Genomic DNA, 25547 nt, shown 5'->3' with positions numbered 1-25547 from the left:
GCGCGACACCGCGGCGCATGCGCTGCGATCCGCGAAACGGACGCTGGGGAGTGGGGTGTGGCAATCAGGACGTGGACGAGCGCCGTCTCCGGCGACTGGGATGGTGCCGCGAACTGGTCCGGTGGCGCCGTTCCCGCCGGGGCGGACGACGTCGTGCTCAATGCCCCCGGCACCTACATCCTGACCATCAGCGCAGGCGAGACGGTCGCGGTACATTCCATCAGCGAGTCGGCCGGCGCCGGCACCATCGCGGTGGCCGGCACGCTCTCTCTGGCCAGTCCGTCGCAGGTGGGGCAGCTGACCGTGCTGCCGGGCGGAAAGCTCACCGGGGCTGCAGTTCCGTACGGACCAGGCCCGTTCACCAATCTCGGCACCGTCCTCGCCGCCGGATCGCAGACGGTGTTCATTCAGACCAGCACGATCACGAACGTCAACGGCACGACGCTCGAAGGCGGGGCCTGGGTCGTTGCCGGGCCCGGCAACGGCGCTTCGCAGTTGGTCGTCGCGACCACGGCCGGCGGGATCGTCGCCGACAATGCCGTCATCACGCTCGACGGCGCCAACACAGGATTCAAAGGCTACAACAGCGGGACCTTCATCCCGCTGGAAGCGACGCTCACCAATATCGGTACCGCAGGCGTACTCAGTATTCTCGGCGGGCGCGCCTACACCACGACGAACGCGCTGAACAACAATGGCCGGCTGGTCCTCGGTGGCGGCACTCTCTCGGCAGCGAGCCTGATCAACCAGCCGGGCCATACGATCAGCGGCTATGGCACGATCGCCGCCGATATCGGCAATGGCGGATTGCTGGAAGCGAGCGGCGGCATCCTCACCCTGGCTGGCATCTTGACGGACACCGGCGCGCTTCAGGTCGATCCGAACGCCTTCCTGGCGTTCAGCGGCACCTATTCCCAATCCATCACCAACAATGGCGTGGTGATCGCCAGGGATGGCGTGCTGGCCCTCGGCGGTCCGATCAGCGGCAATGGCGGCTTCCTGATCCAGGGCGGCACCATCGGCGCGGTCACGACGCTGGAGCTGGGCACGTCCGTCAGCCAGCAGGTCGCATTCAACGGCGGCTACGCCACGCTGCGCCTGGACAGCCCGGCAAGCTTCACCGGCAGCATCGTGGGTTTCGGCGCGACCGACACGATCGATCTCGCGGGCATCGACGCCAACGCCGTCGCGCTGTCCGGCAACACCCTGCAGCTCATCAAGAACGGAGCCCCTGTCTACAGCCTGTCGCTTTGCGGCAGCTACAACGCGGCGACATTCTCGGCCGCCGGCGACGGCCAGGGCGGCACGGCGATCACGCTGGCCGGCGTGCCCGCCCGCGACTACGTGCTCGAAGGGCCGCGCTGGTCGACCACGACCGTCAGTTGGAGCATCGCCACCAGCCAGTACGCTGATACGTTCGACGCCGACCATCCCTTCAGCGGTTTCATTGATCCGGTCGGGCAGGCCGCCTATGTCGGTGTCATCGAGCAGGCGTTGCAGGCTTGGTCCAGCTATTCCGGTATCACCTTCGTCCAGCAGCCGGATTCCGCATCGCCGGCCACCGCAGCCGACATCCGCTTCGGCTGGGGTGACCTGTTGGGCACAAGCGGCGAGATCGGCCAGGCCGCATACAGTTTCAGCGGCGACCTGTTCAGCCCCGACTCCATCGTGCGGCTGCAGGACCCGGCGCTGAAGGCGCTGAACCCGACGCCCGGCGTGATCGGCGGCTACACCTATAGCGGCTTCGCGGCGACGCTGTATCAGATCGTTGTCCACGAGATCGGCCATGCGCTCGGGCTCGGGCATTCCACCGATCCCAACGCGGTGATGTACGCGGCGGCGCAGGGTGTCGCGAACCAGGACGTGAATGCCAGCGACATCTCCGGCATCCAGGCGCTGTACGCCAGCGTCGCCTGCTATGCCGCAGGCACGCGCATCCTGACCGCACGCGGCGAAGTGCCGGTGGAGGCGCTGCGGCCAGGCGACACCATCACCGGGCATCTCTCAGGCCTGCCGCGGCGCGTGCGCTGGGTGGGCCATCGGGTGCTGGAGCCGCACCGGCATCCGCGGCCGCACGACGTGCAGCCCATCCGCGTGTGCGCCGGCGCTTTCGGTCCAGGGTTGCCGCGCCGCGACCTGCGTCTCAGCCCCGACCATGCCCTGCTGGTGGGCGATGCGCTGATCCCCGTCCGCTACCTCGTGAACGGGGCGACCGTGCTGCAGGAGAGTGTCGGCCGCGTCAGCTATTTCCATGTCGAGCTGGAAAGCATCGACGGACACGTGGTGCACGACGTCGTGCTGGCCGAGGGGTTGCCCGCGGAGAGCTATCTGGACACCGGCAACCGCGACGCCTTCGCCAATGGCGGCGCCGCCATCCGCCTGCATCCCGACTTCGCGCGCCGCGTCTGGACCATGCATGGCTGCGCGCCGTTGCATCTGCAAGGGCCTGTGGTCGTGGCCGCGCGCCGGCGCCTGCTGCATCGCGCGCCGGCGTTGGGCCATAGCGTGACCAACGATCCTGCCCTGCATGCGAAGGCCGGGCGCGCCGTGGAGCATGCGTTCGCCCGCAACAGCCACACCGCGCGCTTCATGCTGCCCGGCGGCCTCGTGCGCCTGTGCAGCCGCAGCGCGGTCCCCGCCGAGATCCGGCTGGAAGACACCGACACGCGCCGCATGGGCGTCGCGGTCGCGCGGCTCGCGCTGAACGGCCAGGTGATCAGCCTCGACGATCCGCGCCTGGGTGCCGGGTTCTTCCCGACCGAAGCCGAAGGCCGGCGCCGATGGCGCTGGACCGATGGCGACGCGCATCTGCACCTGGATGGGCCCGGCCAGCTCGACGTCACCGTGGCCTTCACGCTGCCGTACTGGATTCGGCGCGTAACGACAACGATCAGGGCCAGAGCCTAGACCTGGTCCGCGCCCCCATCATCGCGGCGGAACGGCGAGAACGCGGCGAGTTCTTCCATGTGCGTCAGCTTCTCCGCGCGCTCATGCGTCAGGAATTCCGCGACTGCCCGGCGCAGCCCGCCATGGGCGATCCAGTGGGCGGAATAGGTGGGCCTGGGCAGGTAGCCGCGCTGGATCTTGTGCTCGCCCTGGGCTCCGGCTTCCACCCGCGACAGGCCGTGCGCGATCGCGAAATCGATGGCGCGGTAGTAGCAAAGCTCGAAATGCAGGAACGGAAAATCGCCGCGGCATCCCCAGTTGCGGCCATACAGCGCCTCGTCCCCCATCAGGTTCAGCGCGCCGGCCACCGGCTTGCCGCCTTTCAGTGCCAGCATCAGCACCACGGCCTCGCCCAGCCGCTCCGACAACAGCGGGAAGAACGCGCGCGTCAGGTAGGCGCTGCCCCATTTGCGGTCCACGGTCGAGGTATAGAAGCCGTAGAACGCATCCCATTGCGCGCGCGTGATCTCCGGCCCGCGCAGGGTGATGAATTCCAGGCCGGCATTGTTGGCGTCGCGCCGCTCGCGCCTCAGCACCTTGCGCTTGCGCGAGCTCAATGCGCCCAGGAAATCGTCGAACGTGGCGTAGCCCGCGTTCTCCCAATGGAACTGCATGCCCAGCCGCTGCAGCCACCCGGCCTCGCCCAGCGTGGTCCAGTCGGACTCCGTGCAGAAGGTCACGTGCACGGAGGACAGGTCCAGCTCCCGGCACGCCTGGCTCAGCGCGCCGGCCAGTGCCGCGGCCGGCACGCCGGCGCCGGGCCGCACCAGCAGGCGCGGGCCCGGCACCGGGCTGAACGGCACCGCCACCTGCAACTTCGGATAATAGTCGCCGCCGGCCCGCTCGAACGCGCTCGCCCAGCCATGGTCGAAGACGTATTCGCCATAGCTGTGCGACTTCGCGTACATCGGCGCCACCGCCACCACATGCCCCTCGGACGAACGCAGCACCGCGTGCTGCGGCAGCCATCCGGTGCGGGCATTGGCCGATCCGCTGTCCTCGACGGCACTGAGGAACGCGTGGCTGACGAACGGATTGCCGCCGCCCGCGCACGCGTTCCACTCGACCGCCGGAATATCGGCGATCGCCTTCTGCAATGTCAGCGTAAGCGTACCGGAACCATCGGGCATACGCGTTGAGATGGGGCGTAGCCGCCGTCAGGCAATGCGGAACATGCCCTCCACCTCGACCGCCGCGTCCGCAGGCAGAGCGGGCACGCCGATGGTGCTGCGCGCGTGCCGCCCGGCATCGCCGAACACCGCCACGGCCAGGTCGCTGGCGCCGTTCATGACCTGCGCATGCTGGGTGAAGTCGGGCGGCGAGGCCACGAAGCCGCCCAGGCGCACCACCTGCTGCACGCGATCGAGGTCGCCGTTGCAGGCCGCCTTCAGATGCACCAGCACGTTGATGAAGCACTGCCGCGCCGCCGCCTGGCCCTGCTCGATGCTGAGCCCCGCCGCCACCTTGCCGGTCACCGCGATCTTGCCGTCCACCGCCGGCACCTGGCCCGACACCACCACCAGGTTACCTGTGACGACATAGGGAACGTAGTTCGCAATGGGCGCCATCGGGGTGGGCAGCGTGATGCCAAGCTCCGCCAGCCTGGCGTCGATCTTTCCAGCCATATCAGTCGATTCCTTCCAATTCGGGGCGTCAGCCTTTGGCCACCAGCCGCAAGGCGCGGCGGCGCTGACGCGGACCATCCTCGCGCGGCAGGTCCAGCGGCAGCAAGGGCGCGCGGTCGCGCACGCCGTCGCCGAGCGTGTCCCCGTCCTCGTCCTCCGCCTCCGGCAGGTCGGTCTTGCCCAGGTAGTTCACGGCGAGGTTGCGGAACACGTAGTCCAGCAGCGAGGTGGCGCGGGCCACCGCGGGGTCGCCCTCCACCGTGCCGGCGGGCCCGAAGCGGGTGAAGGTGAAGGCCTCGACGAAGGCATCCAGCGGCACGCCGTGCTGCAGGCCGAGGCTGACGGCGATGGCGAAATTGTCCATCAGGCCGCGGAAGGCCGGGCCTTCCTTGTGCATGCCGATGAAGATCTCGCCGAGCTTGCCGTCGGCGTATTCGCCGGTGCGCAGGAACAGCTTGTGCCCGCCCACCGCCGCTTTCTGGGTATAGCCGGCGCGCCGTGCGGGCAGGTCGCGGCGCTCCCCGGCGGGCTCGGCCGCGGTGGCGTCCGGGCGCACGGGCATGACGTGCAGATGTGCGGCCACCGCGTCATGCATCGCCGCATGCGCCGCCGTGGGCACGGCCGGGAAGGGGCTTCGGCCGGCAATCGTCGCGGCCAGCGCCGCCTCCGCGGTGATGCCGCGGGCGGCCAGGAAGCCGCGTGCCGCGCGGGTCAGCGTGCCGTCGTCGTGCAGCGGCGAGAACGCGGGCGCGATGCCGCCGGTCTCCACGCCCAGCAGCGCCTCGGCCGGGCCGGGGGCGGTGATCGCGGTGGTCGCGCTATGGCGCCGCCCGTCGACGACCGCGCCAAAGCGTTCGGCCATGGCGGCGGAGGCGGCGTCGGCATGCTTGCGCAGGGCGGCGGCCAGGGCCGTGGCCACCTGGCGGGCGGCGTCGCTGTCGTAATCGAGCCCCAGCGCCGCCAGCAGCCCGGCCAGATCGGCCATGCAAACGGCGATGCGCTGGGCCGAGGGCACCGCGAGGGTCAGCGCGGTCGCCGCGATGTCCACTGCCTCGATGAAGGCCTGGGTGTCCACGCCGTGCTCGGTGTCATGGAAGGCCGCCAGGTTCAGCACGAAGCCGGGGCATGGCGGCGCCTCGCCGCGCCACACCGGCGCCGTCGGCGCGCCACGGCGGGCCAGCAACAGGGCGTGCAACCGCTGGGCCAGCGGCGTCTCGATGCCGGCACGGCGAGCGCGGTCGGCGATCGGGCGGATCCATGCGTCGGCGGCCGTGGCCAGCGTCGCCGGCCCCGCACCGGGTGCGAGTGCGGCCAATGCGGCGGCGGCGGCATCGTCCCACGACGCCGGCAGCGTGACCGCGCGCGGCGCGCTGTCGGGATCGGGCGCCGCCGCCATCCGGCGCATGCGCACACCCTGCCACATCCGGGTCTTCTCGAGCATTATCGTCATGCGCCTGATGCTAGGCGGGGGGATGCGACTCGGAAAGCGTATTTTGGGGCGGGCAGGCGCCCGACACACAAAATCCTGTGGATAGGTGGATTGTGCCTTGCCACGATGGACCACGCGCCGCGGCATGCGTATATCACCGGCATGAACATCGGCACTCGTATCTCCACCTGGCTCCATGGCCGCGTTGTCGGTCGCGACGCCATCGGCAATGTCTATTACGAAGACAAGCACGACCACGGCGGCCGCCGCCGCCGCTGGGTGGCGTATGCGGGCGAGCCGGAAGCCTCCAAGGTGCCGCCGGAATGGCATGCCTGGCTGCATTACACCACTGATGCACCGCTGCCGGCGCAGGGCAGGCGGCCCTGGCAGAAGCCGCATCTGGCCAACGCCACCGGCACGCCCGCAGGCTACCGCCCGCCCGGCCACGACTACAGCGGCGGCAAGCGGGCCGCGGCCACGGGCGACTATGAAGCCTGGACCCCCGGCACCTAGGCGCGCGCAGAGTCATGGCCCAGCGTAATCCGACCGAACTGATCGCCGGCGCGGCAGTGCTGGTCGTCGCCTTGGGCTTCCTGGGATACGCAGTCGCCCATACCGGCCGCACCACCATCTCCGGCTACACCCTGCGCGCGAAGTTCGATCGCATCGACGGGCTTGCCGTGGGCGCGGACGTGCGCGTGGCCGGGGTGAAAGTGGGCACCGTCAGCTCGGCCGGCGTCGATCCGAAGACCTACCAGGCGGTGGTCACCTTCAGCATAGAGAACGCGTTGAAGGTGCCGAAGGATTCCAGCGCCGAGATCACCAGCGACGGCATGCTGGGCGGCAAGTTCCTCGCACTGGTCCCGGGCGGGGACGAGAAGATGCTGGCCGATGGCGGCGAGGTCGCAATCACCCAGTCCGCCGTCAGCCTTGAACAGCTGCTCGGCAAGTTCATCTTCAGTGTGAACGACCTGACCACCAATGTGCAGAAGCAGCTGCGCACGGAGCCGTCGAAATGATTCCGGTCCCGAACACCTGGCCGCAGGACGACGGTACGCCGGTGTCCTGCCGCGAGAAGCTGAAGACCCTCGCCGAGAACCATGCCGAGCTGGCGCAGGTCATGCAGGACGCGTTCGAGGACGCGGTGCTGATGGGCGTCGACGAGCAGGCGATGCGCCGCATCCTGTCCGACATGGTGCAGGCGCTCGGCAGCCCGAAGCGCGCCACGCCGAAGCAGGCGCGCGCGGCGGAATGAAGCCCCGTGCCCTGGCCGCGCTGATCGGCCTGCTGGCCGGGCCGGCGCTGGCGCAAATGCCCACCGTCCAGACTCCGACGGTCCAGCCTCCCGCGGCCCGCGTTCCTCCGGGCTGGACGCCGCTGGGGCCGGTGCAGACCCCGCTGCCTTCCGCGCCCGCGCAGCCGGCCCAGGCGGCACCCGCCGACCCCGTCGGCCCGGCGATCCAGTCGCAGCAGCTGCCGGTCCTCCAGGTGCCCACCAAGCCGGACGCCGCGGCCATCGCCAGCCCTCCGCCCATCATCGAATGGCAGCCGCGCGGCTCCGCCGAGTTGCAGGCGCTCGACAAGGTGACGGCCCGCACCACGACCCTGACCGGAAAGGTGGGCGACACGCTGCGTTTCGGCTCGCTGTCGATCGTGGTCAGGTCCTGCGTGGCGCGGGCGCCGGACCAGCCGCTGGATTCCGCCGCCTATCTTGACATCACCGATGCCCATGCCGGCGCGCCCGGCTTCCACGGCTGGATGCTGGCCTCGGAGCCATCGGTGTCGATGCTGGAGCATCCCGTCTACGACATCCGGCTGACGTCATGCCGGCCCTGACCAAGCCGCCGCTGCCGCCGCAGGCGGCCCTGCTGCTGGACCTGGACGGCACCCTGCTGGACATCGCGCCGACCCCCGACAGTGTCGTGGTGCCGCCCGGCCTGCTGCTGACGCTGCGCCGCCTGCGCACGCGCTTCGCTGACGCCCTGGCCGTCGTCACCGGCCGGCCGATCGAGCAGATCGACGCGCTGCTGGGCGACATCCCCTATGCGGTCGCCGGCGAGCATGGCGGCGTGATTCGCCACGCCCCGGACGCGCCGCTGGAGCGTGCGCCGCTCGCCGACCTGCCGGCGCACTGGCTGGCGCAGGCCGAGCACGTCGTCGCCGGCATCCCGGGCGCGCTGCTGGAACGCAAGGCCCGCAGCTTCGTCCTGCATTACCGGCTGGCGCCGGACGCCGGCCCGGCATTGCGCGCGGCGATGCTGGACATGCTCGACGGGCACGAGGACCGGTTCTCCGTCATGGACGGCAGCATGGCACTGGAGATGAAGCCGCTGGGCGCCGACAAGGCCACCGCGGTCACGGCGCTGATGTCACGCCCGCCCTTCAGCGGCCGCATGCCCGTCTATGTCGGCGACGACGTCACCGACGAGGACGGCATCCGCGCCGCGCGCGCGCTGGGCGGGTTCGGCTGGCGGGTGAAGGACTGCTTCACCGACCCCGCCGGAGTGCGTGCCTGGCTGGCGCGCGAAGCCGGCGGCTGAGCGCCGGCCGTTTCAGGTCACCGGCCCGGCGCAATGCGCCTTGTAGGCCGGCCGCGCCAGCAGGCGCTGGTACCAGGCATGCAGGTTCGCCGCCTCCGGCCGCCCCGGCACGGGCAGGACGAACCAGCGGTGCACGTGCACGCCGAAAGCGATGTCGGCCAGCGTGAACGCAGCGCCGGTGACATAGGGCTGGGACGCCAGCCGCGCATCGAGAATGCCCCAGATGCCGGCCACTTCGGTGATCGCGGCGGCGATCGCGGCGTTGTCGCGCTTTTCTGGCGGGATGCGCACCAGGCCCTGGAACACGGTCCCCTGTGGCCGGTTCAGCGCGGTCTGCTGGAAGTCCAGCCAGGTGTCCACCTGCGCCCGGGTCCGTGGCGCCTGCGGATACAGCGGCGAGGCGGGGGCGTGGGCGTTGCACAGATAGCGCAGGATGGAGTTGCTTTCGAACAGGGTGAACCCGCCTTCTTCCTCCAGGCTCGGCACCACGCCCAGCGGGTTCATGGCGCGGTATTCCGGCGTGGACGTGCCCCCGAACGGACCGCCGACATCGACCCGGTCGTATTTCAGGCCCAGCTCCTCCAGCAGCCAGATCACCTTCATGACGTTGCTGGAATTGGCCCGGCCCCACAGCTTGATCATCCGTTTCCTCCTGCGATCCGTTGCACGCTAAGGCGTCGAACCGATCGCGGCAACTTGCGGTCATCGCCGGGCCCGGTCATATGGCTTGCATGATGATTCCTCGCCTCAAGGTGGCGTTGGCGCTCTCGGCGCTGACGGCGGCCGCAGCCCTCGGCATCGCCTTCGCCTCGGAATGGTATGGCGGTCTCGTGCCCTGCGCGCTGTGCCTGATCGAGCGCTGGCCCTATCGCATCGCCATCGCCCTCGGCCTCGTCGGGCTGGTGCTGCCGCGGGCGCTTGCGCGCATCGCGCTGGTGCTGCTGGCGCTCAGCATCCTCGCCGGCGCCGCCGCGGCCAGTGTGCATGTCGGGGTGGAGCAGCAATGGTGGCCCAGCCCGCTGCCGGAATGCGCCGCGCCGAAATTCGCCACCGGCAGCATCGCCGACCGGCTGGCCAGCATGCCCGCGAAACCCTCCAAGCCGTGCGACGAGCCGATCTACCTCATCCCCGGGCTGCCCGTCTCGATGGCCGCCATGAACCTGATCTTCGCCCTGGGTTTTGCTGGCGGCATCGCCACCTTCCTGTGGACCACCCGAAGGAGCGCGCCGTGACCGACACCCCCGCCACCGCAACCGCCGCAGGTCGTCTTCCGGGCGACCCGACCCCGCGCCAGCTCATCGAGCGCATCCTGCGCGTCGACCACGCCGGCGAATACGGCGCCAAGCGGATCTACGAAGGCCAGCTCGCCGTGCTCGGCCGCGGCGACAAGGGCGACATGATCCGCCACATGCAGGCGCAGGAGCAGGTGCATCTCGACACCTTCGGCGCGCTGATCGCCGAGCGCCGCGTGCGCCCCACGGCGCTGCTGCCGCTATGGCACCTGGCCGGCTTCGCCCTGGGTGCCGCCACCGCCGCCCTGGGCGAGCGCGCCGCCATGGCCTGCACCGTGGCCGTCGAGGAGGCCATCGACGAACACTACGCGCGCCAATCCGCCGCCCTCGGCTACGACGAAGCCGCCCTGCGCGGCACCATCGAGACGTTCCGCACCGAGGAACTGGAACACCGCGACATCGGCCTGGAGCATGGCGCCGAGCAGGCGCCCGGCTACCGGCTGCTGTCGCGGCTGATCAAGACCGGCTGCAAGGTTGCCATCGCGGTCAGCGAGCGGGTGTGAAGCCAGGGCCCGTTCAGGCTTTGGCCGCCTTCACCTTGGCGGCTTCCTCGGCGCTGGAGACGCCGCCATGCGCGGCCGACCAGCTCACCGGGTTTTCCAGGAATTTCCGCACCTCGGACAGCGCGCTTTCGGAGAAGTAGGCCCGGTCGCGGCAGGCCTCCAGCACGTCCCACCAGGTGCAAAGGTGGTGCAGGTCGATATCCATGCGCTTGAGGGTCTCGAAGCTGCCGGGGAACACACCGTAGAAGAACACCACGAAGGTGTGGTTGACGATGGCGCCGGCGTCGCGCAGCGCCTGGGCGAACTGGATCTTGCTGGCGCCGTCGGTGGTCAGGTCCTCCACCAGCAGGGTGCGCTTGCCCTCCGGCACGTCGCCTTCGATCAGCGCATTGCGGCCAAACCCTTTCGGCTTCTTGCGCACATAGGCCATCGGCGCCAGCATGCGGTCGGCGATCCACGCGGCGAACGGGATGCCCGCGGTCTCGCCGCCGGCCACGGCTTCGATCGTCTCGTAGCCGACATGGCGGCCGATCAACTCCACCGCCAGCTCGCAGATCTTGGCGCGGGCGCGCGGGAAGTAGATGATGCGGCGGCAATCGATATAGACGGGCGATTTCCAGCCCGACGTGAAGGTATAAGGTTCTTCGGGGCGGAAATTGACGGCCTTGATCTCAAGCAGGATGCGCGCGGTGGTCAGCGCAGCGTCCCGGTCCCAGTCCGTCAAATGCAGTTTCTCCATCCCGGCGATCCTCGTCCCTCTGTTTGCGCAACATCCGCGTGTGGGCGGATGTCCTAGCCGCCGCGCGCGCCCGCGTCCATCGGCATGACCGAAGCCGGGCAGACCTCGAGGGCGGAAGCCGATTCCGCGGCCTCGCCGCAGCAGGTCTGGGTGCTGGACGACCCGCGCGCCGGCACCGCGGCCCAGGCGATCGGCATCGCCGAGCGGCTCGGCGTGCCGTTTCGCCGCCTGCCGCTGGCGTGGAACTGGATGGCGCATGTCGCGGGACTGGCACGCACGGGGTCGCTGATCGGCCTGTCGCCCGCAGCCCGCCGCTCGGTCGGTGAGGGCACATCCGGCGTCGCCCTGCCGGTGCAGGGGCCGCAGCTGGTGATCTCCGCCGGCCGCCGTTCCGCCGCGGTCGCGCTGTGGCTGAAGGCGCGCTACGGCTGCCGCATCGTCCATTGCATGAGCCCGGGCCTGGGCGGGCTGCTGCGCGCCGAGACCTTCGACCTGCTGGTGATCCCCGCCCATGACCGCCCGCCGGCGATGCCGAACGTGCTGCCGGTGCTGGGGGCGCCGCACCGTGTCTCGCCGCTGCTGCTGCAGCAGGCCGCGACCTCGTGGCGCGAGCGCCTGGCGCATCTGCCGCATCCGCGGATCGCGCTGCTGATGGGCGGCCCGGCGCGCGGCACTGCCATGCCTCCGGTGCTGGCCCACGACCTCGGCCGCCACGTCGCCCGGCTGGCCGCCGGCGCCGGCGGCTCGGTGCTCGCCACCACCAGCCGCCGCACCGGCCACGAGGCCACCGAGGCCCTGGGGGCCGGCCTCGCGTCCGTCATGCACCTGCTGTACCGCTGGGGCGAGCCCGGCGAGAATCCGTATTTCGGCTTCCTGGCCAGCGCCGACGCGATCGTGGCGACGGCCGACTCCGTCTCCATGATCAGCGAGGCCTGCGCTACCCAGGTCCCGGTCTTCGTCGCCCTGCCGCAGCTCGCGGACCGGCGCAAGAGCCGGTTCCTGGCGAGCCTGCTCGATGCCGGCCAGGCCCGCACGCTGGCCGAAGACCTCTCGCCCTGGCCGCGATCGCCGCTGGACGAGGCCGGCCGGGTGGCGGCCGAGATCCTGCAGCGCTTTGCGATCGACCGAACCGCGCCGGCCCTGGATTGACCGCCTGGCCGGTCCGACGGCACTTATCGCCCAGGGAGAATCGACATGAGCAAGACCTACCGCATCGCGGTGATACCGGGCGACGGCATCGGCAAGGAGACCACGCCCGAGGGCCTGCGCGTGCTCGATGCGGCGGCGCGCCGCTTCGGCTTCGCGCTGAAGCTCGATCACTACGACTGGTCCTGCGAAACCTGGAAGCGGACCGGCGCGATGATGCCGCCCGACGGCCTGGACCGGCTACGGGACAGCGACAGCATCTTCCTCGGCGCCGTCGGCTGGCCCGGCGTGCCCGACCATGTCAGCCTGTGGGGCCTGTTGATCCCGATCCGCCGCGGCTTCGACCAGTACGTGAACCTGCGCCCGTGCCGGCTGATGCCGGGCGCGAAGACGCCGCTCGCGGGCCGCACCGAGGCCGATATCGATTTCTACGTGGTGCGCGAGAACACCGAGGGCGAATACAGCAGCAGCGGCGGCCGCCAGTTCGAGGGCACCGACCGCGAGTTCGTCAGCCAACTCACTGTGTTCACGCGCACCGGCGTGGACCGCATCCTGAAATATGCCTTCGAGCTGGCCCGCACCCGCAACCGCAAGCACGTCACCTCGGCCACCAAGTCCAACGGCATCACCTTCACCATGCCGTACTGGGACGAGCGCTTCGCCGCCATGGCCGCCAACTACCCCGATATCGGCACCGCGCAGTACCACATCGACATCCTCTGCGCCCATTTCGTCCAGCATCCCGACTGGTTCGACGTGGTGGTGGGCTCCAACCTGTTCGGCGACATCCTCAGCGACCTCGGCCCCGCCGTGGCCGGATCGATCGGCATTGCCCCGAGCGCCAACATCAATCCCGAGCGTGCGCATCCCTCGATGTTCGAGCCGGTGCACGGCTCGGCCCCGGACATCGCCGGCAAGTTCATCTGCAACCCGATCGGGCAGATCTGGTCGGGCGCGATGATGCTGGAGCATCTCGGCGAGGTGGAAGCGGGGCGGGCGATCGTGACGGCGATCGAGACGCTGCTGCGCGAGGGCGGTCCGCGCACCCGCGACATGGGCGGCCAGGCATCGACGCAGGATGTGGGCCGGGCGCTGGCCGAGATCGTCGCCGCCGGCTGATTGCGGGGACCAGGGGCAACGTTTAGACTGCCCCCACCGCGTGCGTTCGCGACCAGGAGTTACGAGACCAGATGGGACGTGATTTCAACACTATCACCCGGAACTGCGAGCGCGCGGTGGTGGTCGCGTACCGTGAGCTGCGCGCCTGCGGCAATGCCGACATGGACGCATTCCAGGCCTGCACCACCCTGTATCGCATCCACCACCCCGAGGCGTCGCTGAACGAGGCGCGGCGCCTGGTGGCCGAGTGGATCGACCACCATGTGGTGCGCGGCGCGACGGGCCCGACCCCTGGCTGCAACTGCAGCTGACCTTCGCGTCGGAACCGTTACTTGCGGATCATCCTGCAAGCGATTGTATTCACGATAATCACCACGGCATTTGCGCGTGCCCAGCCATCCCCCGCGGGGCAATGGCTGACCGAGGATGGCGGCGGCGTGATCGAGGTCGCCGCGTGCGGCAACGCGCTGTGCGGCCGCATCGTCGGCATGGCCGAACCGGTCCTGCCCGACGGCCGCACACCGGTCGACTATGCGGGCCAGCCGAAATGCGGCCTGACCATCCTGCGCGATGCGGTGGAGAGCGATCCCGGCGTCTGGACGGGCCGCATCACCAATCCCGAGGACGGCAGCGTCTGGCACTGCACCTTGTCCGTCGATGAGGAAGGCCGCCTGCATCTGCGCGGCTACGTGCTGGTGCCCCTGCTGGGCCGCACGCAGATCTGGAGGCCCTATACTGGCAGTATCGGCCCGGGCTGCCGGATGGGCTAGCTTCTGGCCCAGGCGATCGCTGCCAGGGCCAGCGCATCGATCGTGTCCACCAGCGGGACTCCCAGAGTCGCGTACGGCCCGGCCTGAATCCCCAGCGGGATTTCGGTGCAGCCGAGCACCACGGCCGTGGCGCCACGCTCGGCCAGAGACGTCACCACGGTGGCCAGGGGGGCGTAGGCCTCGGCCACACGGTTGGCCTTCACGCTGGCGATGGCCGGCGACACCAGCCCGGCCATCTCGGCGTCAGTGGGCGTGATGCAGGTCCAGCCCTGCTGCTCCAGCCGGTCCTGATACAGGCGCATGGCGAGGGTGGCCGCGGTGCCCATCACCCCGATGGTTCCGCGCGGCGCGACCTTGTGCAGCTCGGCGGCGGCGGCATCGACGATGTGCAGAATCGGCACCCCCTCGGCGGCCATCTCCTCGTACCAGCCATGGGCGGTGTTGCAGGGAATGGCGATCGCCCCGCAGCCGGCCTGGCGCAGGCCGCGCACGCCACGCAGCAGCCAGGGCAGCGGATCGGCGCCGCCGGACAGCTTGCCCTTGGTCCGGTCGGGCACGCGGGGATCGGACCACAGCACCGCGGGAATATGGTCCTGGTCGCGCGCCGCCGGCGTCAGCAGGGTCAGGCGCAGCATGAACTGGGCGCTGGCCAGCGGACCCATGCCGCCGAGGACGCCCAGCATCTTGTCGCTTGTCGTCTTTTCGCTCATGGACCGCACTCTGCCGGAACTTGACGGCATGGCAAGCCGCGGCCTACCGCATCCTTCGTCATGACACGCATCTTCGAATTGCAGGGCCATCGCGGCGCCCGCGGCCTGTTCCCCGAAAACACGCTGGAAGGCTTCGAGGGCGCCATCGCGATCGGCGTCGACACCATCGAGCTCGATGTCGCCGTCACCGCCGACGGCGTGGCCGTGGTCACCCATGACCCCGTGCTCAACCCTGACATCACCCGCGGCCCTGACGGCGCCTGGCTCGACAACACGGGCCCCGCCATCCGGGCGCTGACGCTCGCACAACTGCGCCGCTACGATGTCGGCCGCCTGCGCCCGGGCAGCCGCTACGCCGGCTTGTATCCGGATCAGGCGCCACGCGACGGCGCGCGCATCCCGACGCTCGCCGAGGTGTTCGCGCTGACCCGCGCCGCCGGCGTGCGCATCGACGCCGAGGTGAAAACGCTGCCGGACCGGCCGGACCTGACCGTGCCGCCGGCCGACATGGCCGACATCATTGTCGCCACGGCCGAGGCCGCCGGCGCGCTGCCGCGCCTGGTCGTCCGCTCGTTCGACTGGCGCGGCCTGCGGCACTTGCGCCGGCGCCGGCCGGAGATCCCGCTGGTCTGGCTGACCAGCGCGGAGACCGTGGCGCACGCGGCGTTGTGGTGGGACGGCCCGACGCCGGCCGCCTTCGGCGGCTCCGTCCCCGCTGCCGTTGCCGCCGAAGCCGGCTCCGCCACGGCCTGGACGCCAGCCTGGGCACCGGAATATCGCACCCTGGTGCAGGACCAGATCGCCGAGGCCCATCAGCTCGGCCTGCGCGTCATCCCCTGGACGGTGAACGCCGCCGCCGACATGGCGCGGCTGATCGCCTGGAAAGCGGACGGCCTGTGTACCGACCGCCCGGATGTCGCCCGCGCAGCACTGGCCGCCATCGCCAGACCCTAGAGCATGATCGGTGCAGACAGAAGCGCCGCTCATGCTCTAGGTTATTGTTTTGACGAGAAATTTTACCGCCCGGTGATTCCACCTATAGCGATATTGCTCTCAGGCTGGGTCAGGAAGTTGGCGGAGGCGGAGGCGCGGGACACCAGGGCCTGCATGGCCGGGTTTTCCGGCGCGTCCTTGGCGGTCAGGGCGTCCATGGGCACGAAATACTCGTGCGGATGCGGCACCTGGCTTTCCGCGAAGCCCTGGTAGTGGCGATCCTTCAGGGCGTACATCACGCGGATGTCGCGCACGGGCAGGCTGAGCGGCATGGCCGGCTCATGGCGCAACACGCCGGTGGCCTGCCAGCGCGGTGTGGGGTCCGTCGGGGTGATCGCGGCGAGCAGCCAGGGCACCGGACATACCGCCAGCAGCGAGTGGGTGCTGGGGGCGAAGCGGGAGCGCTTGTCCAGCAGGTTCTGCAGCGAGCCGCAGGCCTCGATGGCGAAGATATCCGGTATTATGTAGCAACGACCACCATGGCGGATTGGTGCCGAGCCGCACCGATCACCCCCTCTCAGGCAGAGGTATAGTGGCTGCGGTTCGGTTGTGCGCTTCAATCCTGTTAAGCCTGCTAGTCCATGTCGTTCCCGCACATGCTGAAAGTGGCCGGCCCTTGAGCGCCTACAAAGCCGTCTTTCACAATCATGTCATCCACTTTCAGCATCTGATCCCAGTTATAGGAGTAATTAAAACAAGTATATCTCTCAATCCCAAAAATATCTTTGTACCGAACAACGCCGGCAATTACAATAATATTGTCTCCACTCTGTATTCGCATAAAATTGAGACCGGAAAGTGGTGTGCCGTCTTTAAGAACGAGCGGATATGGCTGCGAATTGGCAGCGAGTATAATCGGAGACTTGGAGATGATTACGTTTTCGATCGGGACGTAATAATCGTTATCTCCAAGAGGTCGGCAAACGCTGAAGCCAAAAACGACGATCCCATTAGATGCGGGCGTGGCGCCCTGGTTTGTAATCGAGATAGAGCAAGTGAGCTCTTCCCCGGGCTTGACCACAATCATGCTCGCTGGAGAAAGACACAGATAAGCTCTGAGTTGCTTTTCCGCTGTTTGCTCAGCGACATCGGCTTGCTTGACTGCGGCTTTAGCTGCTGTTGTCGCGGCGGCAACGGCCAGCTCCCCATCTCGTACGGCTTTTTTAGTAGTGTTCCACAGCATACCGGTGAACACCCACAAGCCGACAGTCGCGAAGAACAACGCGCCCGTAAACCCAGCCACCCACCAGTCTGGACTCGCATACCACTCGCCCTCTTTCTCGGTCTGGGTAGCAATGGGCCTTTGATGCTCGGGCTGATGTATCTCAACGACGATAGGCGTCGCGCGGGTGCCGCGCTGTGTGTCTTGGGGGTCGTAATGATGGTCTGCGGCGGCGTCTTGATGTTTGCTCTGGGCGTCCCGGCTACTTGGAATTGGTGGGTCTAGGACAACTGCGAACGCCTGCGATGCCAGGATGAGCCCTAAAACCATTCCTCCACACGCAAGACGTTTATTCCAATTGCCTTCATGACGGCGAACAGAAACCATGCCGGAAACGCCCCTCGGTTTATCTTGACTGTCACCGAGCCCTCAGTTTCGGGCAATCCCATTTCGGTCAGGCGACGAGCCAACTCCGCGTAGCCAACATCGGCACGCTTGAGCTCCGCCTTGAGGTGGCGCTTCGCATGGTCGGCCCACCTGTCGCTGCTGCCAGCCATTCCGGCCTCACTGATTCGACTGAAAGCTAACATATCCGTTCGTTTTCTTATTGCAAGTGCTCCCGGAAAAGCATACACATCTGTCTGTAAGCTAACGGATCTGACAGATGTCGCAGCACTTCCTCCTCTCCGCTGCCTCCCGCAGCCTCAGCATCGGCCAGGTCATGCGGATGACGGACGGCCAGGTGGAGGCGACGTTCAAGGCGATCCGCTGGGCCGCTACCAATGGCAAGCCGGTCTGCCCGCACTGCGAATGCCCGACCGTTTATGAGGCTCGCCGGCCGTCTGGCGCGCTGCGGTTCCGCTGCAAGGCTTGCCGCAAGGATTTCAGCATCACCAGCGGCACCCTGTTCGCCTTCCACAAGATGCCGCTGCGGAACTACCTGGCGGCCATCGCCATCTTCTGCAACGAGGTGAAGGGCAAGAGCGCCCTGGCGCTGTCTCGTGATCTGGACGTCCAATACAAGACGGCCTTCGTCCTGGCCCACAAGCTGCGCGAGGCGATGGCGTCTGAGCTGAAGGGGCTGCACCTGGGCGGCGACGGCGAAACGGTTGAGGTCGATGGCGCCTACTTCGGCGGCTACATCAAGCCGGCCAACCACAAAGAGAACCGCCGGGATCGCCGCCTTGCCAAGAACCAGAACGGCAAGCGGCAGGTTGTGGTTGTGATCCGGGAGCGCGGTGGCCGCACCCTGCCGGCCGTGTTCCGCTCAGAGGCCGCCGCCCTGGGCTTCATCGCGTCGCGCGTCGGCAAGGGGACTGAGATCCAGGCCGACGAAGCCGGCTCATGGAACGACCTGCAGGCCCGCTTCGCCATGCAGCGGATCGACCACCAGAGCCTCTACAGCACCAGCTCAGGCGTCTACACGAACGGCGCCGAAGAGTTCTTTAGCCGCATGCGCCGCGCCGAGATCGGCCATCACCACCACATCGCGGGCGCCTATCTGGTCCGCTACGCCCAGGAAGCCGGCTGGCGTGAGGATAACCGCCGGGTGGCCAACGGCGAGCAGACCAAGCGGGTTGCCGGGCTGGCGATGGCTTGCCGACCGAGCGTGGATTTCTGCGGGTATTGGCAGCGGGCACAGGCGTAGGCCGCCGGCGCACAGATGCAGTAGCTAAAAACTATTCAGCCGCCCCTTGCGGAGGCGGCTGATAAGGGTAGCTTTTGTCCGCCGGGGATTTGCGACCCTAACAGGGGACGCAGGGAAAACGCTCCCGGGGAGCACGGGACGGACGTTATGGACATCGGCGGCTTTGGTCAACAGGGGAATTGCACAAATGCATCACAAAGTCTCGATAAGAAATATACGCCAGATCTGATAGTGCAGTGCCTAAGCCCAGAAAGGTTAACAAAGTATTTTCAGAGAGTCGGCGTTGGAAACAACGAAGGAGCGCTATCCCTTTATTGCTGGAACCATGAAGTCGGCGCGTCCTTTAATATGTTGTTGCAGCAATTCGAGATTTGCCTTCGCAACAGTATATCTTCAGCGATAAGAGATAAGTTCGGGACAGATTGGTTCCGAACTCCCAAATTTACTGGATATAACGGAGAGATACAGCGCGCGGTTCGAAAGGCCTTTGAAAAAGCCCAAGAAGGCAGGAATGGCTTGATCCCAAGTGAGCCAGATTTCATCGCCTCTACGTCGCTAGGTCTGTGGAGAGAGGTCTGCAAGCCAGAATATGGTGCCCTTTTTTGGGCAAAGAGGCTTCACCTCGCATTTCCCTTTGCTCCTTCGACAAAGGATGTCAGGGAAAGTCTTAAGACGATAAACGACAGGGTCCAGCGCTTAACAAAATTGAGAAACAGAATCGCGCACCATGAGCATCTACTTGGGTCACACAAAGAAAAGCTTGGGGAAATGCTCTTAAAGAGGCACGAAGACATGTGCCTTTTGCTTTCTTGGATGAACCCAGACTTCTTATCCTGGCTAAAGGAGCGGGACACGTTTCACGATTTTATCAAAAACTGTCCGATCCCAGGCCCTAAGTCCTGAGCCAATCCCCGCTTCCCCTCCCTCCCGCTTCCCACCCGCACCGTCAACCCACGCTTCTGCCACGCTGAAAACGTGTTCTGCAGCCGCAGCCGCGTGACCTTCAACGTCCGCCGATCCGGCAGCGTGACGCCCTTCGCGGCCAGCGCCCGGACGGCGACCTCGCGTGTCGATAGCGGCTTCCCAGCGGCCCGCAGGATGCTCATAGCCAGGCGCGGCAGCTCACCGCGGGCAAACACAGGGTTCGGGGCGTAGCGGCGAGGCGGGAGGTTCAGTTCCGGCGCTAGCGCCTGTATCCGCGCCTCCAAGTCTGCTGCCTTGGCGTAGTAGCTGGCGATCAGTGGTTCCAGCTTGCGGAGGTTCGCGTGGACCCTGGCGCGGGCACGGCGGAGTTTGGTGAGTTCGCTATCTACCATGCCGGAATGGTAGCCGGCCGTTCCGGTGGCGGTGTTGTTTCGATGGTGGCCGTTGCTACATAATACCGAAGATATCCACGAAAGGGTCCACGGAGGTGCCGCCGAAATTGAGCCAGAGACCATCGGGCAGCGTGCGCAAGCGGTCGCTGCCAGGCAGCTTGAGGAACGGATGCGACTCTCCTGATGTATCGGCGGGTCGTCCGCGCAACCAACCGCCGGCGCCATGTCGCGTCGGACCGATTCCGGGTGGCCGCTGTGGCCATTGGCGCAACCGTGCCCTGACCAATGCATCCAGCGAACGGAACCCGGCCATCGAGAAAGCCTCCATCGTGTAGGTGTCGTCATCGTTCAACCCAGGATTGCATGCTAGCCTCGGTCACAATCCGGTGAAAGATGTAACCAAAAGAATATTTACGAATCGCTTGCAATTGCGGAGGAATATGATCGTAGACGCGGACGATATTTCCCGTGTTTATTCTGCAAAATATTTGTTAATTACGTGATGATTATTAAATATCACTCTCGGCCCAAGGGATAGATTTATTCAATATTTTTAAGTTATTAAAGCGGAATGTTGCTTTCATCCATCAGCAGGGTGTGGACGAACCAATTCACGGCCCTGGAACGCGCCGATCATCGCCGGCCGCCGCACGATCACGCCCGTGTCATATAAAAAAGGCCCGGCTGGCTTGCGCCGATCGGGGCACGGGACGCCACGATGAACCCGGAACGACATCAGGCAGACCGCCCCGGTCTGCCTGATGAAGCTGCTCACAATGAATGGGAAGCCAAAGCCCTGTCAGCGCGTGCGGCCGCGCCGGCAGCGCTCCGGCAGCCGTGTCAGCGACGCTGGTCGAGCGGCACGTAGTCGCGCTGGGTGGGGCCCGTGTAGACCTGCCGCGGGCGCCCGATGCGCTGCGACGGATCCTCGATCATCTCCTTCCACTGGCTGATCCACCCCACGGTGCGCGCCACCGCGAACAGCACGGTGAACATGCTGGTCGGGAAGCCCATCGCTTTCAGGATGATGCCCGAATAGAAATCGACGTTCGGGTACAGCTTGCGGCTGACGAAGTACTCGTCATGCAGCGCGATCTTCTCCAGTTCCACCGCCAGGTCCAGCAGCGGGTCGTCCTTGATGCCAAGCTCCTGCAGCACCTCGTGGCAGGATTGCTGCATGATCTTCGCCCGCGGGTCGTAGTTCTTGTAGACGCGGTGGCCGAAGCCCATCAGCCGGATATGGCTGTTCTTGTCCTTCACCGCCGCCAGGAACGCGGGGATGTTGTCGACATGGCCGATCTCGGCCAGCATCTTCAGCACGGCCTCGTTGGCGCCGCCATGCGCGGGGCCCCACAGGCTGGCGATGCCCGCGGCGATGCAGGCGAACGGGTTGGCGCCGGTCGAGCCGGCCAGGCGCACCGTGCTGGTCGAGGCGTTCTGCTCGTGGTCGGCGTGCAGGATGAAGATCCGGTCCATGGCGCGGGCCAGCACCGGGTTCACGTGGTACGGCTCCGCCGGCACCGCGTTCATCATGTACAGGAAATTCTCGGCATAGCCGAGGTCGTTGCGCGGATAGATGAACGGCTGGCCGATTGCGTATTTGTACGCCCAGGCGGCGATGGTCGGCATCTTGGCGATCAGGCGGAACGCGCTGATCCGGCGAACCTCGGGGTCGTTGATGTCCAGGGCATCGTGGTAGAATGCAGAGAGCGCGCCGACCACGCCGCACATCACCGCCATCGGGTGGGCGTCACGGCGGAACCCGTCATAGAAGCGGCGCAGCTGCTCGTGCAGCATGGTGTGCCGCATCACGCCCATCTCGAACTCATGCTTCTGCTTGGCGTTCGGCAGATCGCCGTTCAGCAGCAGATGCGCGACCTCCAGGAAGGTCGACTTCTCGGCCAGCTGCTCGATCGGGTAGCCGCGGTGCAGCAGCACGCCCGCGTCGCCGTCGATATAGGTGATCTTGCTGTCGCAGGCGGCGGTGCCGCCATAGCCGGGGTCGTAGGTGAACACGCCCAGCTGGTCGTACAGCTTGCGGATGTCGAACACCGACGGGCCAATGGTGCCGTGGACCATCGGCAGGGACGCCGACTTGTTGGAGCCGTCAAGCGTGATGGTGACCGAGCCACCGCCCGTGGTTGCCGTGCCGCTCATGCATATTCCCTTCTACAGGCGGATTTCTGCGCCGCCATCGTCTCGTGCAGTCGAATCATGCCAGTCCAATACTGCCACTCATTACGGGTGACGGACCAACCCGACGACATCGTCGTTCCGCGCTGCCTGTGCAGCGGTCCGGCGCGTCAAATATCACCAGTCCCCGACATTGCCGAACCCTAGGGCGGCAATCTGCGCAGCGCAACCTTCGCGCCTGCAGCAAGCCGGGCGACAGCCTTTCGCGCCCGCGGCCGCGCATTCATGGCGAAGGGCGCGAAAGCAGAAAGTCTCAAAAACAACGTATTATCCGATCATCTTCGAGCCGGAATCCGGCACCTCTGCTAGTGTCCTGCCCCCGAAGTTCGCCGCATCTTGCGGCGGACGCAGGGGCTAGCAGGCCACTGAAAACAAAGGGCTAGTGTCCTGCCCCCGAAGTTCGCCGCATCTTGCGGCGGACGCAGGGGCCAGCAGGCCACTGAAAACAAAGGGCTAGTGTCCTGATTCTGAAGTTCGCCACCTTTGCGAACTTCAGAATCAGGACACTAGAACGCGCCGCTGCGCCACAGCCCCAGACGCGCATTGCGGGCCTGCGCTTCCGCGTCGGCGAAATCGGCGGTGTCGCCGCGCGCCCGCGCCCAGCCGGCGGCCACCAGGGCACGGTTCAGCTCCGTGCCCGCCGCCTCGCACAGGCCGCGCGCGAAGCCTTCGCGGTCGCGGCCATTGAGCCGGCAGGCCACCTCATGCCCGCGCACCAGGCGCGCCAGCGCGGCCGCCGAGGCGGCCCCGCAATCCGTGCCGGCGCCGTTGGCGTCATGGCAGGTCTGCCCGCGCGCGGGTGCCACGATGCCTTGCAGGCGGATCACGGTCTCGTGAATAACCAAGGTCTCGCCGTCCACCACGGCAACCTGATGCGGCGCTGCCGTCAGCGTGCCGGTCACCGGCGGAACCCGGCCGAACAGGTCGGCGGGCAAAGCGAACAATATCGCCGCCACACCCAGCAGCCCGCCAGCCACACCGGCCACCACCGCGGGCCGGACTCCGCCCCCCAGGCCGCCTGTGAACCGGGAAGAGCCGCGAAAGATTCGGCGGGGTCGTTGCAGGGCCAAGCTGCGCATCCTAACCAGAGCGGGGGATCGACAGGCCGGGAGAACGGGCCGGCCCGACGACTAGCGCGGGGGTCGCGACTCCGCAACCGCCGAGTCGCACGAGTGCCGCCCACAGCCGCGGATATCGTATCATTTCCAGAACGGGCCGGTGCGGCACAATTTGCGCCAGACGCGATCGACCTTCCGGCGCGCCACATGGGACCGGGCGGCGACGAAGCCGCAGACAATGCCGGCGGCGAAATTGCGCCCGCCACTGCCACCCAGTTCGGCCATCAGCCCAGCCGCCACCGCCCCGTCATTCAGATGGCCCAACTGATCCTGCAACGTCGTCAGGCGGCCGATGAAGCGGACGACCTCGCGCTTCTGGTAGAGCGGCGCGAACAACTCGGCGGCATAACGCATGCGCTTGGCGTGCAGGCGGATGGCATGGAGCGAAGCCTCGGGCAGGGTGGAGATGTCCTCGCCCGGCTCCAGCAGGCGGCGGAAGCGCCGTGACAATGCGTGCGCCGCGTAGTCCTGCAGGTCGGTTGCCAGCACCGCCATCCGGGTGTCGGCGGCGCCGTCCGCGTCCGCCGCCACGTCCGCCGGCGCCAGACGCTGCCAGGGCCGTGAAGCGGCCGTGGCAGCCAGTGCGATGCCCAGGGCGCGGAACGGGGCGCTGCCCAGGTGGGCGCGCAACGCGTCGTAGCTGGCGGAGCGCCTGCGCGCCGCGGCGGCGAGCAGGCGTGCCACGCCGGCATCTTCGGGAAATGCCGCGGCCACCTCGGCGCCGGTGCCGGTCACGAACACGTCCCAGTCGCGGGCGGGGCCAAGCGCCCCGCCGAGCGCCTTGAGCCCGGCCCGCGCGGCCTCCAGCTCGGGGCAGGCGACGGCGCGGCGGAACACCGTCATCGCCGAGCGCAGGCGGCGCACCGCCACGCGCATCTGGTGCACCGGCTCGATCCCTTCCGGCGCGGGGCCGGGGCCGGTGGCGGCCAGGGGCGCGTAGTGCTGGATGACGTCGGCCAGATGCCCGCAGGCGAACGCGAACGCGTCGCCCACCGAAAGCTCCGGCGGGATCTGCGGCGCACCCAGGCGGCGCGGCGGCAGGGTGTGCCGCGCCGTCGCATAGGCCTCGGCGGCCAGCGACGCGCAGGGCACGCTCAGCGGCACCGTCGCCGTCAGCTCCAGCGCCAGCGCGGCTGTCGCGTCGGCCGGGCCGGCCAATGCCAGCCGGCAAACCCGCCTGGAGAAGGTCGCGGCGCGCAGGGTCCCCTCCAGCAGAGTCGCCTCGATGCCCGGTATGCCCCCGGCGCCGTTCAGCCGGCGCAGCCGGCCCTCGAAGCCGGCCAGCGGCAGCATGGGCGCGGGCAGGGGATGGTCGAACGCCGTCGGGGCGTCGGCCTGCGCCAGCACCGTGTCGGGGGTTCCGGCCGGCGCGATCGCGGTGTCGGCGGGGCGCATCTGCTCCAGCCGCCAGACGGTCTGGCGCCCCTGCCGCCGTTCGGCCAGCGTCTGTCCGCGCGCCGCCAGCTCGCCGCCGGCGCCGTCGTGCCAGATGATCGACAGCGGCACGCGAGCGGGGCGGCCGTGGCTCCTTGCCGGACCGTCGGAGGTGGAAGAATCGGCGCGCCTGGCGCCCAGCAGCCGGGAGAGGCGGGCGGCGTCCTCGGCAGGAAGCGCCAGCTCCAGATGCAGTGTGGCGGCCGTCCCGCTCAGTGCGCCAGCTCCGGCAGGTCGCGTGGGCACAGGAACCGCAGCAGGCGCCCGCTGCCCTCGGACAGCCCGCTCCATGGGCCGGCCACCGCGAATTCGGCCAGAGCCCCGGTGGGGTAGCCCTTGGCCAAGTGGCGCGTCAGGTCGTTGGCCTGCGTCATCGCGTGCGGCCCGACCAATGTCATCGCCAGCTCGTGCAGGCCCGGGTTATGGCCTACCAGCAGCACGCTGCGCGCCGTCTCGGCCACCCTGCGCAGCACCACCAGCATCTGCGGCGCGGTGGCGAGATACAGCGAATCCATCGGCTCGATCAGCGGTGTGTCCTCCCACGGCTCCAGCGCCTCCAGCGTCTGCAGCGTGCGCCGGGCGGACGACACCAGCACGATGTCGGGCGCCAGACCCAGGTCGCGCATGGCATGGCGCATCGCTGCGGCGGCCTTCCGGCCCCGGGCGTTCAGCGGCCGGGCATGGTCCGAGAGTTTCGGATCGTCCCATGACGATTTGGCGTGGCGCATGAGCAGAAGCTGGCGCAAGGCAGTGATGGTCCGTCTCCTCAGGCTGGTCGATCGCCAAGATTGCCACGCGGGCAGTCCCAGTGCCACCACGGCGACAGGCCGGCCGGGTCCCCGATCTCATCCATCCGGGCCGCCG

Annotated in this window: 29 protein-coding genes; 14 read left to right on the top strand and 15 right to left on the bottom strand. The window is 67.8% G+C overall.

Going from position 1 to position 25547, the window contains the following annotated elements:
- The first annotated feature begins 57 nt into the window (after window positions 1-57).
- A complete protein-coding gene (locus OL599_RS07580; RefSeq protein WP_264713073.1) occupies window positions 58-2907 on the top strand; it encodes a Hint domain-containing protein in 2850 nt (949 codons plus the stop codon).
- Here the strand turns inward: OL599_RS07580 and OL599_RS07575 are convergent.
- The 3 genes from OL599_RS07575 to OL599_RS07565 are packed head-to-tail and all read right to left on the bottom strand — an operon-like array spanning window position 2904 to window position 6012.
- Entirely contained in the window at window positions 2904-4076 is a 1173-nt protein-coding gene (locus OL599_RS07575; RefSeq protein ID WP_264713072.1) for a GNAT family N-acetyltransferase, read from the bottom strand. The genes OL599_RS07580 and OL599_RS07575 overlap by 4 nt on opposite strands.
- A 27-nt stretch (window positions 4077-4103) precedes the next feature.
- Window positions 4104-4571: a RidA family protein gene (locus tag OL599_RS07570; RefSeq protein ID WP_264713071.1), complete on the bottom strand. Its 468-nt coding sequence runs from the start codon at window positions 4569-4571 to the stop codon at window positions 4104-4106.
- Between the two features lie 28 nt (window positions 4572-4599).
- Window positions 4600-6012, bottom strand: coding sequence for a TSCPD domain-containing protein (locus tag OL599_RS07565; RefSeq protein WP_264713070.1), 1413 nt, complete (start codon window positions 6010-6012; stop codon window positions 4600-4602).
- A 114-nt stretch (window positions 6013-6126) separates the two neighbouring features.
- Here OL599_RS07565 and OL599_RS07560 point away from each other — a divergent pair, with 114 nt between their 5' ends.
- The 5 genes from OL599_RS07560 to otsB are packed head-to-tail and all read left to right on the top strand — an operon-like array spanning window position 6127 to window position 8540.
- On the top strand, window positions 6127-6513 hold the full coding sequence (locus tag OL599_RS07560) for an NADH:ubiquinone oxidoreductase subunit NDUFA12 (protein WP_264713068.1): 387 nt from the start codon (window positions 6127-6129) through the stop codon (window positions 6511-6513).
- A gap of 14 nt (window positions 6514-6527) precedes the next feature.
- A complete protein-coding gene (gene mlaD / locus OL599_RS07555; protein WP_264713066.1) occupies window positions 6528-7019 on the top strand; it encodes an outer membrane lipid asymmetry maintenance protein MlaD in 492 nt (163 codons plus the stop codon).
- A complete protein-coding gene (locus OL599_RS07550; RefSeq protein ID WP_264713065.1) occupies window positions 7016-7255 on the top strand; it encodes a hypothetical protein in 240 nt (79 codons plus the stop codon). The genes mlaD and OL599_RS07550 overlap by 4 nt, the downstream gene beginning before the upstream one ends.
- Window positions 7252-7836 (top strand): DUF2155 domain-containing protein, encoded by a 585-nt coding sequence (locus OL599_RS07545; protein WP_264713063.1) that lies wholly within the window; start codon window positions 7252-7254, stop codon window positions 7834-7836. Before OL599_RS07550 ends, OL599_RS07545 begins: the two co-directional genes overlap by 4 nt.
- The gene (otsB, locus tag OL599_RS07540) at window positions 7824-8540 is read left to right on the top strand and encodes a trehalose-phosphatase (RefSeq protein WP_264713061.1); all 717 of its coding nucleotides are present in this window, start codon (window positions 7824-7826) and stop codon (window positions 8538-8540) included. The genes OL599_RS07545 and otsB overlap by 13 nt, the downstream gene beginning before the upstream one ends.
- A 12-nt stretch (window positions 8541-8552) precedes the next feature.
- Here otsB and OL599_RS07535 read toward each other — a convergent pair whose 3' ends face one another.
- Window positions 8553-9182 carry a glutathione S-transferase family protein gene (locus OL599_RS07535; protein ID WP_264713060.1) on the bottom strand — a complete coding sequence of 210 codons (630 nt, stop codon included), beginning with the start codon at window positions 9180-9182 and terminating at the stop codon, window positions 8553-8555.
- A gap of 89 nt (window positions 9183-9271) precedes the next feature.
- Between OL599_RS07535 and OL599_RS07530 the strand changes: the two genes are divergently transcribed.
- Window positions 9272-9772: a disulfide bond formation protein B gene (locus tag OL599_RS07530; RefSeq protein ID WP_264713059.1), complete on the top strand. Its 501-nt coding sequence runs from the start codon at window positions 9272-9274 to the stop codon at window positions 9770-9772.
- Window positions 9769-10335, top strand: a complete 567-nt coding sequence (locus tag OL599_RS07525; protein WP_264713058.1) for a demethoxyubiquinone hydroxylase family protein — start codon at window positions 9769-9771, stop codon at window positions 10333-10335. Before OL599_RS07530 ends, OL599_RS07525 begins: the two co-directional genes overlap by 4 nt.
- Window positions 10336-10348: 13 nt before the next feature.
- Here the strand turns inward: OL599_RS07525 and OL599_RS07520 are convergent, their stop codons facing one another.
- The gene (locus OL599_RS07520) at window positions 10349-11074 is read right to left on the bottom strand and encodes an orotate phosphoribosyltransferase (protein ID WP_264713057.1); all 726 of its coding nucleotides are present in this window, start codon (window positions 11072-11074) and stop codon (window positions 10349-10351) included.
- Window positions 11075-11158: 84 nt separating this feature from the next.
- On the opposite strand from OL599_RS07520, the gene OL599_RS07515 reads away from it, so the two are divergent.
- The 4 genes from OL599_RS07515 to OL599_RS07500 all read left to right on the top strand — a co-directional run bounded on the left by OL599_RS07515 (window position 11159) and on the right by OL599_RS07500 (window position 14109).
- A complete protein-coding gene (locus tag OL599_RS07515; protein WP_264713056.1) occupies window positions 11159-12223 on the top strand; it encodes a mitochondrial fission ELM1 family protein in 1065 nt (354 codons plus the stop codon).
- Between the two features lie 45 nt (window positions 12224-12268).
- Window positions 12269-13339: a tartrate dehydrogenase gene (locus OL599_RS07510; RefSeq protein WP_264713055.1), complete on the top strand. Its 1071-nt coding sequence runs from the start codon at window positions 12269-12271 to the stop codon at window positions 13337-13339.
- A gap of 71 nt (window positions 13340-13410) precedes the next feature.
- Window positions 13411-13650, top strand: coding sequence for a hypothetical protein (locus tag OL599_RS07505; RefSeq protein WP_264713053.1), 240 nt, complete (start codon window positions 13411-13413; stop codon window positions 13648-13650).
- 21 nt (window positions 13651-13671) lie between these two features.
- Window positions 13672-14109: a DUF2147 domain-containing protein gene (locus tag OL599_RS07500; RefSeq protein ID WP_264713052.1), complete on the top strand. Its 438-nt coding sequence runs from the start codon at window positions 13672-13674 to the stop codon at window positions 14107-14109.
- Here OL599_RS07500 and cuyB read toward each other — a convergent pair.
- Window positions 14106-14819 carry a cysteate racemase gene (gene cuyB, locus OL599_RS07495; RefSeq protein ID WP_264713051.1) on the bottom strand — a complete coding sequence of 238 codons (714 nt, stop codon included), beginning with the start codon at window positions 14817-14819 and terminating at the stop codon, window positions 14106-14108. The two genes, OL599_RS07500 and cuyB, sit on opposite strands and share 4 nt — an antisense overlap.
- Window positions 14820-14879: 60 nt before the next feature.
- On the opposite strand from cuyB, the gene OL599_RS07490 reads away from it, so the two are divergent.
- Window positions 14880-15773 (top strand): glycerophosphodiester phosphodiesterase, encoded by an 894-nt coding sequence (locus tag OL599_RS07490; RefSeq protein WP_264713050.1) that lies wholly within the window; start codon window positions 14880-14882, stop codon window positions 15771-15773.
- 62 nt (window positions 15774-15835) lie between these two features.
- On the opposite strand, the gene OL599_RS07485 is transcribed toward OL599_RS07490, so the two are convergent.
- From OL599_RS07485 to OL599_RS07475, 3 genes are read right to left on the bottom strand one after another with little or no spacing between them, the layout of a single operon-like run.
- Window positions 15836-16372 carry a hypothetical protein gene (locus tag OL599_RS07485; protein WP_264713049.1) on the bottom strand — a complete coding sequence of 179 codons (537 nt, stop codon included), beginning with the start codon at window positions 16370-16372 and terminating at the stop codon, window positions 15836-15838.
- 14 nt (window positions 16373-16386) lie between these two features.
- A complete protein-coding gene (locus OL599_RS07480; RefSeq protein ID WP_264713048.1) occupies window positions 16387-17304 on the bottom strand; it encodes a hypothetical protein in 918 nt (305 codons plus the stop codon).
- On the bottom strand, window positions 17295-17531 hold the full coding sequence (locus OL599_RS07475; RefSeq protein WP_264713047.1) for a DUF6471 domain-containing protein: 237 nt from the start codon (window positions 17529-17531) through the stop codon (window positions 17295-17297). The genes OL599_RS07480 and OL599_RS07475 overlap by 10 nt, the downstream gene beginning before the upstream one ends.
- A 107-nt stretch (window positions 17532-17638) precedes the next feature.
- Here OL599_RS07475 and OL599_RS07470 point away from each other — a divergent pair, with 107 nt between their 5' ends.
- Window positions 17639-18622 carry an IS1595 family transposase gene (locus OL599_RS07470; protein ID WP_264713046.1) on the top strand — a complete coding sequence of 328 codons (984 nt, stop codon included), beginning with the start codon at window positions 17639-17641 and terminating at the stop codon, window positions 18620-18622.
- 857 nt (window positions 18623-19479) lie between these two features.
- Here OL599_RS07470 and OL599_RS07465 read toward each other — a convergent pair.
- The 6 genes from OL599_RS07465 to OL599_RS07440 form a co-directional block, all read right to left on the bottom strand.
- Complete coding sequence (locus OL599_RS07465) at window positions 19480-19938, bottom strand: hypothetical protein (RefSeq protein ID WP_264713045.1); 459 nt, start codon at window positions 19936-19938, stop codon at window positions 19480-19482.
- Between the two features lie 55 nt (window positions 19939-19993).
- Window positions 19994-20290 (bottom strand): hypothetical protein, encoded by a 297-nt coding sequence (locus tag OL599_RS07460; RefSeq protein WP_264713044.1) that lies wholly within the window; start codon window positions 20288-20290, stop codon window positions 19994-19996.
- A 488-nt stretch (window positions 20291-20778) separates the two neighbouring features.
- Entirely contained in the window at window positions 20779-22095 is a 1317-nt protein-coding gene (gene gltA, locus OL599_RS07455; protein WP_264713043.1) for a citrate synthase, read from the bottom strand.
- A gap of 542 nt (window positions 22096-22637) precedes the next feature.
- Entirely contained in the window at window positions 22638-23117 is a 480-nt protein-coding gene (locus OL599_RS07450; RefSeq protein WP_264713042.1) for a thermonuclease family protein, read from the bottom strand.
- Between the two features lie 213 nt (window positions 23118-23330).
- Window positions 23331-24929: a CYTH and CHAD domain-containing protein gene (locus OL599_RS07445; RefSeq protein ID WP_264713041.1), complete on the bottom strand. Its 1599-nt coding sequence runs from the start codon at window positions 24927-24929 to the stop codon at window positions 23331-23333.
- Entirely contained in the window at window positions 24896-25411 is a 516-nt protein-coding gene (locus tag OL599_RS07440) for a SixA phosphatase family protein (protein WP_264713040.1), read from the bottom strand. The genes OL599_RS07445 and OL599_RS07440 overlap by 34 nt, the downstream gene beginning before the upstream one ends.
- Window positions 25412-25547: the final 136 nt, after the last annotated feature.

Source organism: Limobrevibacterium gyesilva, assembly GCF_025989185.1.
GTDB lineage: Bacteria > Pseudomonadota > Alphaproteobacteria > Acetobacterales > Acetobacteraceae > Limobrevibacterium > Limobrevibacterium gyesilva.
This window is presented reverse-complemented; position numbering and strand designations above follow the sequence as displayed.